Origin of the sequence: Streptomyces sp. NPDC005752, assembly GCF_040630715.1 — a bacterium.
Classification (GTDB): Bacteria; Actinomycetota; Actinomycetes; order Streptomycetales; family Streptomycetaceae; genus Streptomyces.
On the sequence record NZ_JBEXYB010000003.1, the window covers coordinates 1 to 12,670 of the forward strand.

At 67.8% G+C, this 12,670-nt stretch carries 11 protein-coding genes; 6 read left to right on the top strand and 5 right to left on the bottom strand.

The genetic code is table 11. The features are described 5' to 3' along the window. The first annotated feature begins 356 nt into the window (after positions 1-356). From ABZ441_RS03175 to ABZ441_RS03200, 6 genes are all read left to right on the top strand, one after another. Positions 357-1,349, top strand: a complete 993-nt coding sequence (locus ABZ441_RS03175; RefSeq protein WP_358967567.1) for a 3-oxoacyl-[acyl-carrier-protein] synthase III C-terminal domain-containing protein — start codon at positions 357-359, stop codon at positions 1,347-1,349. 537 nt (positions 1,350-1,886) lie between these two features. Beyond that, positions 1,887-2,900 carry a recombinase family protein gene (locus ABZ441_RS03180; RefSeq protein ID WP_358967570.1) on the top strand — a complete coding sequence of 338 codons (1,014 nt, stop codon included), beginning with the start codon at positions 1,887-1,889 and terminating at the stop codon, positions 2,898-2,900. Next, on the top strand, positions 2,893-3,225 hold the full coding sequence (locus ABZ441_RS03185) for a hypothetical protein (RefSeq protein ID WP_358967573.1): 333 nt from the start codon (positions 2,893-2,895) through the stop codon (positions 3,223-3,225). The genes ABZ441_RS03180 and ABZ441_RS03185 overlap by 8 nt, the downstream gene beginning before the upstream one ends. 240 nt (positions 3,226-3,465) lie before the next feature. Beyond that, entirely contained in the window at positions 3,466-4,002 is a 537-nt protein-coding gene (locus ABZ441_RS03190; protein ID WP_358967575.1) for a hypothetical protein, read from the top strand. A 375-nt stretch (positions 4,003-4,377) separates the two neighbouring features. Beyond that, positions 4,378-5,004 carry a hypothetical protein gene (locus ABZ441_RS03195; RefSeq protein WP_358967578.1) on the top strand — a complete coding sequence of 209 codons (627 nt, stop codon included), beginning with the start codon at positions 4,378-4,380 and terminating at the stop codon, positions 5,002-5,004. A gap of 477 nt (positions 5,005-5,481) precedes the next feature. Beyond that, the gene (locus ABZ441_RS03200) at positions 5,482-7,197 is read left to right on the top strand and encodes an FAD-dependent oxidoreductase (protein WP_358967581.1); all 1,716 of its coding nucleotides are present in this window, start codon (positions 5,482-5,484) and stop codon (positions 7,195-7,197) included. On the opposite strand, the gene ABZ441_RS03205 is transcribed toward ABZ441_RS03200, so the two are convergent. From ABZ441_RS03205 to ABZ441_RS03225, 5 genes are all read right to left on the bottom strand, one after another. Beyond that, complete coding sequence (locus ABZ441_RS03205; protein WP_358967584.1) at positions 7,181-8,176, bottom strand: polyprenyl synthetase family protein; 996 nt, start codon at positions 8,174-8,176, stop codon at positions 7,181-7,183. The genes ABZ441_RS03200 and ABZ441_RS03205 overlap by 17 nt on opposite strands. Positions 8,177-8,337: 161 nt before the next feature. Continuing rightward, positions 8,338-9,441 (bottom strand): hypothetical protein, encoded by a 1,104-nt coding sequence (locus ABZ441_RS03210; RefSeq protein WP_358967587.1) that lies wholly within the window; start codon positions 9,439-9,441, stop codon positions 8,338-8,340. A 164-nt stretch (positions 9,442-9,605) separates the two neighbouring features. Next, on the bottom strand, positions 9,606-9,938 hold the full coding sequence (locus ABZ441_RS03215; RefSeq protein WP_358967590.1) for a helix-turn-helix transcriptional regulator: 333 nt from the start codon (positions 9,936-9,938) through the stop codon (positions 9,606-9,608). Continuing rightward, entirely contained in the window at positions 9,935-11,005 is a 1,071-nt protein-coding gene (locus ABZ441_RS03220) for a site-specific integrase (RefSeq protein ID WP_358967593.1), read from the bottom strand. Before ABZ441_RS03220 ends, ABZ441_RS03215 begins: the two co-directional genes overlap by 4 nt. Before the next feature lie 306 nt (positions 11,006-11,311). Further along, positions 11,312-12,610 carry a site-specific integrase gene (locus ABZ441_RS03225; protein ID WP_358967598.1) on the bottom strand — a complete coding sequence of 433 codons (1,299 nt, stop codon included), beginning with the start codon at positions 12,608-12,610 and terminating at the stop codon, positions 11,312-11,314. Between the last annotated feature and the right edge of the window lie 60 nt (positions 12,611-12,670).

The following is a 12,670-nucleotide window of genomic DNA, read 5'->3' on the forward strand; positions in this document are numbered from 1 at the left end:
GATACTTCCGGGGTGCAGGCATCAGACCTGTGCTTCCCATCTGCCGGATCAATCATGCCCGGCTTCAGGGCCGCTACGAAACCCGGTTCAGCTCAATCGGCCTTTGCGCCGGACTCAGCGTGGACATCGGTACCGACAGCCCTTGGGGCAGCGGCAGCCTTCTGCCGCCAGCGATCGAAGCTCCGTACCCCGTGGTTCTCAACCGGCTCAACCTCGGGATGACCACCTGCCGTGTGGTACTCCGTCCGAGTGGTCAGGCGCCATCTGTGGACCCTCGCTGATGGCCAGCCTTGATGATGATCTTTGGCTTCAAGTTTATGGGCAGCGCGGGTGCCCTGGTTGCAGGAGGTTTCATCATGGCTGTCGGACTTGCTGGCACGGGCTATGCCCTGGGTTCGCAGGTGGTCAACAACACCGAGTTGGCTGTCTCGCATGGCCTGGAGCCGAACTGGTTCGTCCGGCGTACCGGGACCCGGCAGCAGCGCGTGTATGCAGACGGTGAGACGTTGTTCTCGCTGGCAGCGGAGGCTGTCGGCAAGGCATGTGCGGACGCGGGTACGAGCCCGCAGGAGATCGGCAGTGAGACGATGCTGATCTTCGTCCAGTGCGGCATCCCCGGGCACCTGCTCCCCTCGCAGGCCGTTCTTCTGGCCGAACGCTGCGAGATCTCCTGCGCGAAGCTCATGAGCGTGGACGGCTCGTGCACGGAGGTCATCCCCGCTTTGGAAACGGCGGTCACGATGCTGGAGGCCGGCCGCTGCGAGCGTGCGATCGTCGTGGCCGGTCAGGATGTCGTCAACCTCACCGACCCCCAGGACCTGAGCCTGGCTGGCATCTTCGGAGCGGGAGCCGCCGCCGTCGTGCTCGCCCGCGACGCGACGTGCGGCACGCCGCTGGAGCTTCGCGGCAGCCACTGGCAGTCCCACCCCCAGGACTGGGCCATGGGAACCATGCCCGTCCACGACAGCCGCCCGTCAGAAACCGGCTTCGACGTGCGCACCGGCTTCTACACCATGGACGGCTTCGCACTGCTCCGCACCGGTCAGCACGTCATCCCCCAGGTCGTGACCACAGTCCTCGACCAGGCCGGCTGGACCGTCGACGACGTGGACGTGGTGTTCGCGCATCAGCCGAACACCCGCACGCTGCAGCTCGTCATGAAGGTCTGTGGATTCGGCATGGACATCGCCCCCAACCCGTGCGCCGACATCGGCAACCTCGGTCCGGCCAACATCCTGGCCACCTGGGCGAAGGCCCGGGAGGAGAGCACGCTGCCGCCATCGACCCGCGCCCTCCTGCTGTCCTATGGCATCGGCTTCTCCTGCGGGGCGATGGCAGTAACCCTCTGACCAGATGCAGTCGCGCAGCTCCTGCTGAGGTGCCACCAAGGTGGCCGTGGTGGCACCTACTGTGCTTCGGCTCAACCGCCCAACTAGTCCAACTTCGATGGCAAACGATCCAACTCCGGTGGCACAGGACAGCCTGCTTCTCCCAGGCCGCGCGCCAGAGCGTCAGTTCGTCCTCGGCGTACCGGACGGTCTGCCCGTCCAGCTCGCCCTCGGGCACCGGGATGCCGCGCTCCGGGGCGTGCGGGGCGTGGGCGAAGAACCGAATCCCCGCCCGGGAGGTCTTCGCGTACATCGGGTGCCAGCACTCGGCGCAGGTGATCGGCGCGGGCGGCTTCACCTTCCACACCGCCTCCCACGATCACGGCTCTCCTTCGGTCGAGCACAGGCCACAGCCACACACTGCGTAATTCTCACGAATGACCATCTGTGCGAGTTCCGAGAACGGCCCCCGGGTGATCAGGTTTCCGCAGGTCGCCGTTCGCAAAAGTCCTCTCGAAACTGGCGTGTTGTGCGAGGCATTTCTGAGAGACTGCCTCCATGGATTTGACGCCCGATCAGGCAGCACTTGCGGTAGAACGTCACGACTGCCCGAACTGTGACGCGCCCGCCGGCAGCGCCTGCCGCACCCGGGGCGGAAAGACCGCCGCGAAGTACCACACCCCGCGCTTCGTCCTCGTTCCTGCCCTCCGCGAGGAACTGGAGATCCCCGTCCCCGCCGACCGCACTCCCGGCCGCGCGTGGAAGCAGGGCCCCGCGCTCGCGATCGTGCCCGCGCCCCGCACCGAGCGGCCGGTGCGAATCGGGTACGCGAGGACGTCGACCGCCCGGCAGGAGCTCGCGAGTCAACTCGAAGCCCTTCACCGGGCCGAGTGCCACAAGGTGTTCAAGGAGCAGATCAGCACCAGGGTCAAGGTCCGGCCCGAGCTGGAGAAGGCGCTCGCGCTGGCCCGCCAGTTCAAGGAAGCCGCACCCGAGACGCCGGTCATCTTCACGGTGCACGAGCTGAAGCGTCTGGCCAGGAACGCGGCCGAGTTGATGACGCTGTCCGCCGAGCTCCAGGCCGGCGGCATCCAGCTCGAACTCCTCACCGGGCCGCTCACCGGGATTTACGACCCCAACGGCATGGGCGCGATGTTCTTCGCCGTGCTCGCCGTCGCCGGGCAGATCGAGCGCAACTACATCCGGGAGAAGACCCTGGAGGGCCAGGTCAACGCCGCATCCAAGGGCAACCACGGCGGGCGGCCGAAGGTCATCGACGACGACATGCTCACCTTCGCCGTCGCCCTGAAGGACAAGGGCGTCCCTGTCCCGGAAATCGCGAAGAAGCTCACCATCAAGGTCGGGAAGAACGCGGGCAAGTCCCCCTCGGTCGCCTCGCTGTACCGGGCGCTCGCCGAGGCCGAGGCCGCCGCGGACGATGGCCTGCCGCTGCAGCCCAAGCCCGTCCGTATCCGCCGGTCGGGGGACCCGCTCACCCCCGAAGAGATCGATCTGCGCGAACGGCTCCAGGCCCAGCCCCACCCGAACGCCGCAGGCACCCGACGTGGATGACCTCGCCACCGTTCGCGCGCAGGAATACGCGAAGGTGTACGACGAACTCCTCGCCGCCGCCACCCGGCTCGACATGCTGCGGCGCCTGGAAGGCGGGAGCATCGACGCTCACGCGACCGCCGCCATGCACGGGCTCCGGTTCGCCGCCACCATCATTTGGCCGGCCGTCCCGAACACCCCGCCGCCCGGCTACCGCCACGACAGCGAACGGCTGCTCCAGCTCGCCGCGAACTGGCGCGAGGCAGCACTAGAACTCGGCGAGTTCGCCCCGCCGCGCCCCGCCCTCCGGCTCGTCAGCGAGACGACAGCGGGGGATGAGGACTGAGAGCGGTGACGCGCGAGCGACGGCCCAGGGACCAAGATCACCGGCTTAGCGCTAATGGCTGTTCCAATGGTCCCCAAGGCCGGCAAAGGTCACTGCTTCGGTCGGTGGCGTGTTGTGCTGCCCAAGCTTTGAGCCGGACAGCGGCACCCGTCCACCCCGGATCAGCTGGCTCTCCTCGATCGGGTGGTCTTCTCCCGAAAAGGCGGTTTGGTAAAAATCTGGCCTGCCAAGATCGCCCGTATGACTATCCGTCGCTGGGCCGCTGCCGCGGCCGCCATTTTTTCCGTCGCAGCCCTGACAGGGTCCGCCCAAGCTGCACCCACCGCCGCCCCTGTCCCCTCCGGGCCTGTTGTCATCACCAACGACGCCCACACCAACTATCTGGTCCCTGACGACACGGTCGGCAACGCTGGCACCTTCCTTCAGGTCTACTACCGGCAAGACCATCCCTTCCCGCGGACATTCCAGTTCGAGCAGGTGAACGGTCGTTCCGGAATCTTCCACTGGAAGAGCGCCCGTACCGGGAACTGCGCCGACGCCAGGGCCGGCGAGTCAGGGGGCTCGGTGTACCTGGCTGCGTGCACGACGAACAAGTCCCAATGGTGGATCCTCAGGTCCACCGACGAAAGCCCCGCACGGTGGGTTCTGTCGCCCTTCCTGAACGAGGACGTTGCTGTCACCGGCCTGTACGGGGACGACAACTATGCACCGCTGCGCGAGCTCCCCCACCCCAACTCAGCGACCACGTCTCAAATGTGGCACTTCACCGAGCAATAACCACACCGTCCTCCAAGAGAGAAACGCTCTCTGTACGCCGGCCGGGTGTCCGCCGCACCCGGCCGGTCACTTCACGGTGCGAGGCCGGTTCTGTACGCAGTCGCAAGAAGCAGACTGCGGCAGATCTCCGCCCGCCAGTGCACCACGGGTACGTCCGAAGTCGGATGGGTCAGCAAGGCTCGCGACCGGCCGCGCGACGGTGTGGTGTCCGTCGGCGCCGGTGCGGGACTGGGGCATTCCCCCGCGCCTATTTCGTAGGCATCTTCGGATTCTGCGCGCCTTGTGCCGATGAGACGACGACGATGAGACAGCAAGCGTCGCCCGGTCGACAGCGACCGTCAGCAAGCGCGAGCAACCACACGCGGAGGAGTGCCGATGAGTCAGAAAAAGGGCGGAAAGACGGACCCGGCTGCGCATAAGGAGCAGCCTGAGGCAATCCTTTCTGAACAGCTGTTCGTCGCTCACACGAAGAAGCAGCTCCATCCCAAGGCGTCCCGGGCGGTGGCTGCGGGGCTCATCTGCGTTATGGGGGAGATCTTGGATGGCGCCTACCTCCTTCGGTTGAACGCGGACGCCGACGAGGCGGGTGGTAAGGAGATCCAGCCTCGCCAGGTGGATGACGTGATCCGATCGGACAACGACTTGCGCCGCTTGTTGGCCGCTTGGCTGCTCGAGAGGGCACCAGCTACCCGGACCGAGCCGCAGCCTGTGCAGCAGCCCGTGGCAAGCACTCCGGACGGTGCCCTTGAGGGCGCCATCGACCGAATCATGAGCGCACTCAGCCCGGACGAATCCGTAACTCTCAGCGCGTCGGCCAGGAGTGTCCTCGCCGGCCTGCTCGCCCTTCTCATCGAACAACTGATGGACGCCGCCGATGTGCTCTCCACAAGGATTAGCAGCAACGTCATCCACGCGGAAGATGTCCGTGCGGCTGTCCAGGTGATGCTGACGGGCGAACTGCGTCAGCTCGCCGACCGGGAGATCAGCAGGGCGACCGCTTGACCGCGTCCGGGCCCACGCACGTGCCCAGCCCCGACCCCGGGTCGGCCTGAGCGTTTCTACCCTGCAGAGCGAATGTGGCCGACCGCGCTTCGCCCGTCGGCGTGGCCGGTGTTGATGGCGCAGGCGAGGCAAGCCCAGCTTTCCATTGCGTCAGCGTTTCTGGGGGCGCGGCTCTCCAAACGGTAGGCACAACTCCCGAAGCGGGCATTCCTCGATCAGCGTCTCGACCGCCGCGCCCCCCGCGCCGCGTGCTTGTACCGCCCGCCCTGGAGCGAACGTCATGGGCGGCTTCGTCTATTTCTTCACGGCCGCCACGGCGAGCACGGCCCGGTAGTCCCGTGAGTGGCCGACCGGGTTCACGCTGTGTGGCAGCTCGGAGCGCTCACCGGCCGTATTGAGCGTCGAAGGCGCGATCTCTGACGCAAAGCTGATTAATGATCTACTTCTCGTGACGGGGTGGAAGGGGGCCCTCGCTGAGTGCCCCCAGTAGGGGATGTGGTGGTGTCGGTGGGGCGGGGCGGGCGAGTCGCGGTGCTGGGTGGTGGTGTGGCTGGGCTGACGGCGGCGATGGAGCTGGCGGAGCGCGGCTTCGAGGTGACGGTGGTGGAGCCCGCCGGCTGGGGTGGCAAGGCCCGCAGTGCGTGGGTGGCGGGGACCGGCCGAGGCGGGCGGTTGGACCTGCCCAGTGAGCACGGGTTCCGGTTCTTCCCCGGCTTCTACCGAAGTCTGCCGGACACTCTGCGCCGTATCCCTGTCGACGGCAGCACGGAAGGCGTGGCGGGGAATCTGCGGGAGGCGACCCAGATGCTCTCCGCGCGCTCGGGCCGGGTGGGTGAGCGGGTCACGGACGTGTCCGCGGCTGCGAGTACTCGCACTCCGATGGAGTTCCTGCGTTCTGTCGGGTTGGAGACGGGTGGCAGGGGGCTGACGAGCGAGGAGCTGCTGTACTTCGCGAACCGGATGCTCGTCTACATGACGAGCAGTGACGAGCGTCGGCTGGGCCAGTGGGAGTCGACCTCGTGGTGGGACTTCGCCGCGGCCGAGGGCGCCTCCGAGGAGTACATCAAGGCGTGTGTGGTGGGCGCGACCCGCACGGTGGTCGCGGCCCGGGCCGAGGTCTGCAGTGCGCATACGGTCGGTGGGTTCCTGGAGGCTTTCAGTTTCGGGTTCCTCGGCCGGGGCGAGGAACTGCAGCCGGCGGACCGGGTGCTCAACGGACCCACCAGCACAGCCTGGATCGACCCGTGGATCCGTCATCTGGCTTCCCTGGGGGTGCGGCTGGAACTCGGCTGGGCGGTCGAGCGGCTGGCCCTGAGCGATCGCCGTGTCACCGGGGCCCAACTGCGCGGTCCGGCCGGCCGACGGCGGGAGCTGGAAGCTGACTGGTATGTCTGCGCACTGCCGGTCCATCGCGTCGGCGCGCTGCTGGACCGCGGACTGGCGGAGGCCGATGCCGAGCTCAAGAACGTGACGGGCTTGCACACGGACTGGATGGTCGGCATGCAGTTCTACCTGACTCAGCCAGTGCCGGTCACCCACGGCCACGTCCTGTTCCTGGACTCGCCCTGGGCGCTCACCTCGATCAGCCAGGCCCAGTTCTGGGACTGCGACTTCCTGGCCACCTACGGCGACGGGACGGTGGCCGACTGCCTGTCGGTGGACATCTCCTCCTGGGACACCCCGGGCATCCTGTACGGCAGACCGGCCCGCGAGTGCAGCCGGGCGCAGATCGCAGCCGAGGTCTGGGCGCAGCTGTGCGAGGGGCTCAACGGAGCTGGTCGAACCCGCCTGCACGAGGGGTTGCTGCACTCCTGGGAGCTGGATCCGGCGGTGCGGAACCTGGACGAGCCGGGGCCGGCCGTCAACGACGAGCCACTGCTGATCAACACCACCGGTTCGTGGGAGGCGCGCCCGCAGGCGGTGACGGCCGCGGTGAATCTGTTCATGGCCGGGGACTACGTGCGCTCCCCGGTGAACCTGGCGACGATGGAAGGCGCGAACCAGGCCGCCCGCATCGCCGTGAACGCCCTGCTGGAGGCTGCCGGTGGCACCGGGGTTCCCGCGGCCGTGCACGCCCTGCACCAGCCCGGGGAACTGCGCAGGCTCAAGGAGGTGGACGCCGAGCTGTTCGAGCAGGGCCGCGCTCACATCATGGACGGGCCGCCTCCGTGGAAGGTCAGTGCACGCGTCTGACCACGACCGTGCACAGCGCTTCGAGGTCTTCGAGAGCTGAGGGTAGGGCTGTGAGGCGGTGCAGCCGGTCGCGTGCGGCCGTCGCGTGCTGGGCGGCGCGGTCGCTGGTCCAGGCCCGGCCGCCCGCCTCCTCGACCAGCCGGGCGAGGTGAGCCGTATCGCCCCCGGGCTGCGAGTAGAGGCGGACGAGTTCGTCGCCGGCCGGGGTCGCGGACGTCAGCGCGGCAACCACGGGCACCGACATCTTGCGGTTCTTCAAATCGTTGAAGACGGGCTTTCCGGTCACCGCCGGGTCGCCCCAGATACCGAGCAGGTCGTCCACGAGCTGGAAGGCCATACCGAGATCGTGTCCGGCCTGCGCCCACTGGGCGGAGGCGGCCGGGTCGGCGCCTCCGTAGAGGGCACCCAGCCGGCAAGCGCAGGCGAACAGCGAGGCGGTCTTGCCCGAGACCATCTCCAGACACTCCGCCAAGCTCACCTGCGTCCGGTCTTCGAAGACCAGGTCCAGGGCCTCGCCGACCGCCAGTTGGATCAGCACGTCCACCAGGGCGGCCGACGCCTCACGAGCCACCGGCCCGTCCAGCCCGTCGTCGGTCTCCGACAGGACGTCGAACGCGGTCAGCATCATCGCGTCCGCAGACCGGGCGGCGGACGACTGGCCGAACACCTGCCACGCGGCCGCACGGTGGCGCCGCACCGTGTCACCGTCCAGAACATCGTCGTAGAGAAGCGACAGATTGTGCACCATCTCCACCGCCGCTGCCGCCGGCACCGCCCGCCCCTCCACACCTCCAACCGCACGCGCACACGCCAGAGTCAGAGCAGCACGCACATACTTACCGCCCTGACGTACGCCCTCTCCCGACCAGCCGAACTGATAGGCAGCCACCTCAGCAGCGGGCCCCTGCAGCGATCCCACCCACCGCCGCAACTGCCCCTCGCAAGCATCGCCCGCGCTCCGCAGCACCTCATCAACCATGCCCACAGTCAAGCCCCCCCATCGTCAGCTCCACACGAAACCATCCTGCCCCGGCGGCCGGCGGGCAGGACTCCTCCAAGGCTCCATGATGGTGGGCCCGGCCGGTACATAACCTCGCCGCTGACAATCTGCCGTCGCCCGACAGTTCAGGTGGTGACGGGTCACTGCTCGTTCCCGAGCGCATCGTCCTGGAGGAGCTGCCGGGCGAGAACCGCGTACCTCACGGCGGTCGTCTCGGAGATGTCGAAGATCGCGGCCAGATGCAGAGGGTCAGCTCCGGTGGCCAGCGCTTCGCCCAGGACGCGGTCGGCGCGGACGCGGTCCAGGCTGACACCGTGCTTCGTGAGCTGGTGTCTGAGGAAGTGCGCGCTGACCGGGCCGGTGCCGAGTGCGGTCTGCCGGGATACCAGAACATGACGGTTGAGGGTCCGGGGCCAGCGGGTGTGCCGTTCGTCGAGCCAGGCCCGGAGGGCCGCGCGGGTGAGGGAAGCCATCGGCTGCACGTTTCCGTCAAGGGTGACGCGGTTCTCCTGGAAGTCCAGGTCGTCCATCTGCAAGGTCCGAATCGCTTCGCCCCGGACGGCGTGTACGGCGGCCAGGGCGACGGCGAGCCGGGCGGCCGGCGTCTGGGCGGTGGCCTGGACGTGGGCGATCTCGTCCTCGGTCATCGGCATGACGGGGCCCGGTGGGCGGCGGCCGACGCGGATGCCTCGCATGGGATTGGTGAAGACGCGCTTGTACTTCTTGCCGTAGAGGAAAAGGGACCGCAGGGCCGTGAGGACGGACGTGTACTGGCTGCCACGGAGGCCCGCGATCACATTGGTGACGTCCTCGCGCGTGATCTCCCGCAGCTGCGACCGGTGCTCAGCCCATCGCTCCACGATCGGTCGAACGTTGCCGAAGTAGGAGTGCAAGGTGCCCGGGGACCGGGGGCGGCTGCGGGCGTCGCCGTCAAGCAGCCACAAGAGCCAGCCGCGAACATCCGAGGCGGACCCGTCGGGGAGCTCGGCGGTGCGCCGCTCAATCCAGTTTCTGGCGGCCGGTGCCCGGTCGTCGTGCAGAAGGTCCAGGGCTGCGAGGACCTCGGCGGTGTGGCGCATCGGCAATCCGGTCCCGGACAGCCGTCGACGCAACTCGACGTGGCTGACGCGATCGCCATCCGACCGCCCGGTCAGCAGCCGGCCAAGGGCTTGGTGGACATCGCGATGCACGTAGACGCTCCAGCCGCGTTCCTGGCCCAGTCCGACGGCGTACTTCCGGGCCACGCCCAACGCGCCCTCCCCCGTCGGCTCGGGCCGCTTCAGCACAGCCGGGGCTCGGCCTGCGTGGCCTCGCCGATAGGCCCGACTTTTGCACGCGTTCGAGCAGTAGACGCGCCGACGCCCCAGCCCGGTGCGGACCGGCAACGGCGTCGAGCAGATCGGACAGGTCATCGCGGCGGCAGCGATCGGCCGCCACGCGAACGCGGCACTACCGCCGCTGGAGGCCCGGCCTGCCCGACCGCCTTGGTCGCGGGTGAACGTTCGCTCGTGGTGCGGGTGACATTCTCCGGCTCGGGCGTCATGATCTCGGCGATCTCGCAGCCCAGAGCCACACAGATCACTTCGAGGTCGGAGAGCTTGATGCTGGCTGGGGTGCTCGACCACAGACCGGACATCTTCCCGGCGCTGATCACAAGCCCGTGCTCCGCGAGGAGCCGCTGCAACTCGCTCGCCTTCCAGATTTCCCGGTGGGCCGCGGCCAGCCTCAGGTTCCACTTCATCGGGTCAGTCCCTTCCACCGGTTCTCGGCACGCTCGTGGGCGGCCGTCCAGGCGTCTTCGATGTGCGTGCGGTGCAGATGGATGTAGCGCATCGTCGTGGCGATCCAGCTATGGCCCAACAGCTCTTGGACGGCGACCAAATCCATCCCGGTCAGGTAGAGCTGGGAGGCACAGAAGTGCCTCAGAACATGCGGAGTAAGCTTCCCGGCCCAGGCCGGAAGGTGGCGGGCGGTGGCTTGGGCCAGCGAGGTGCGGAATACCTCGGTACCGGCCCGGCCGGAGACCGCCGTGCGCCGTTCGGAGGGGAACAGCGCCGCTCCGGGAAGGGTGTGGTCTGCGCCGAAGTGGCCCCACACGTCTTCGACGTACCAGTGCAGGCTGCGGTCCGCGCCGTTGATCAGCGGCACCATCCGCTGGCGGGGACCGGAGCGCCGCGAGCCCTTGCCGAAGCGCACGTTCAGCTTTCCGAACCTGCCCAGGTCCCAGCGGACGTCGTCAAGATCGAGCATCCGAGCCTCGTTGATCCGAAGACCGACGTCGGCAGACAGGCGTGCGACGGCGTAGTTCCGCGCGGCCGGAGCGAACTTGCGGCAGCTCGCCAGGTCTTCACGCCACCCTGCAAAGAGCTGCTCGATCTCGTCACCGTTCGGTGGGATCCGCAGCTGCGGCGCAACTGTCGCGCGCGGGCGATTCATCTCGTCAAGCGGGCATTCCACCAATCGACCGGTCAGCTGATGAAGCTCGGCCCGGTACCGCAGGTCCAGAAAGTCGAAGAACACGCTCACGGCTCCTGCTCGGCCAGCCCGGAGAGAGGGAGTCGCGTCACGAATCACCTTGCCGAAGTACGCGTCGGCGTCCGGCGGCTCCATCTCCCACAGCGGCCGGCCAAACCAGTCCCGCACCCTTTCCAGGTGACCGACGTCGCCCCGGATCGACCCGTCGGTCAGCCCCGCCGACGCACGAGCCAGAACGAATCCGGCCAAGACATCAGTCTCGAAATCCTCGAGCTCCTCCGGACCCGGCACACCCCGGGCTTGCCGCAAATCCTGCACAACGGCCAGGGTCAACCTGCACCTTCCCAACTTCAATGCAGCCGAACAACTGCGCTTGAAGATGAAACAGGTTCAGGAATCCCGAAGAGACCTCATCCGGGCCACAGTCACACGATCGAGTGAGAAAAGCCCTGGCCAGCAACCGGAACAGCACACAGAGGACGGACACCTCCTGGACGAACATCAGGGTTGTTGCACAGGTGGCCGACCAGGAGGCGGACGGCGTCCGAGCGGGGAACTTCTCTCTCAGCGCCGACTGTGCTTCCCTGATCCGCCCTCGTTCTGCGGTCTTCAGTACTGGCGGGCTGTGCTCGACGGTGGTCACGCCTTGGGCCTTCCGAACAGGACGTCCATCGAAGCGGGGTCGTAGCCGGGGGCGGGCAGCGGTGGTCGCGGCTGCTCGGTGGCTTTCCTCTCCTGACGGGCGTGGTGGGCCAGCATGTGCCCGACGATCTCGTCGGAGTCGGGGGTGAGGTAGATCTGAAGGGTGGTCAGCTGCTTGTGGGCGAGGACCCACTGCACGTCGGTGAGGCGGACAAGGGGATCGCTGGTCATGCGGTAGGTCGCCGTGTGGCGGAGGTCGTGCAGGGACCAGTTCGACCCGAGGAGCTCCTGGACACGGATGAACATCGCCCTGGCTGCCGGGTACTCCAGCGGTCTCCAGGGGCGCCGGAGCGTCCACCAGAGCGGGGCGTTGCGTCCCTGGGGCACCCCTACGCGCCAGGCTTCCTCCTGGGCGAGCCTCAGCCAGACGAACGCGTCCGGCGAGGCCGGCACCCGCTGGTAGTCGCGAGTTCCCTTGCGGATCACGCCGATGACCTGCTCGCCGGGCAGGGCGTCGCGGTTCGTGCTGGTCAGTAGCTCTTCCGCGCGTACGCCCGTGGAGACCCAGAAGGCGAGCCTCGCGCGGTCCCGGTTGTACTTCAGCGCGGCGAAGATCGCGTTGAACAGTTCGTCCGGGACCCGTCGCGGGATCCGCTTCGGGACCTTGGGCCGGTAGCGGCCGGTCCGCTCGTGCTTGAACTGCTCCATCGGATTGTGGTGGGCGTTCGCCCGGACGGCTTGGCGGGAGCGGTCCGGCGGGAACGGGTTGATGATCGGTCCGGTGCCGTCGCGGAGGTGGAAGTCGTAGAAGGTCCGTATGACCGTTTCGCAGTGAGCCCTCGTCGTCGCCGCGTACTTGACGCCCGGCGACGACTTGCCCGTCACAGGATTCGGTGTGCCCGGTGACGGCCTCCTCACCACGGCGCCAGGCCCCTTCGGTGTTGTCGTCTGCGGTCGGAGCTGGAGGCGCCAGTGCACGCGTACGGGCTTGTCGGCCAGCAGCATCCAGCGCATGAAGTCCCTCGCCTCGACGCTGGTCGCCCGATCCCAGCTGATGTCGAGTACCCAGAGGAATCGCAGCCAGCGCAGCAGGTCCAGCGCGTAGGAGCGCAGGGTCGTGTTTTCGCGGCCCGCGGCCTGGAGGTCCTTGAAGAACGCCTGGGCCTCCGCGCAGACCCGCCCGTCCTTGCCGATCAGCTGGTACGGATCCCAGGGATCATCGGTCTCTCGTAAGCGGCCCCACTGCGGCAGCTCCAGAGCAGACAGATCACGCTCGGCCCCCTCGTTCTCAGGCATGCCCGGAAGCTAGCAGCAGCATCCTCCATACCGGCCCTGAACTGGGAAAACTCCGAAGTT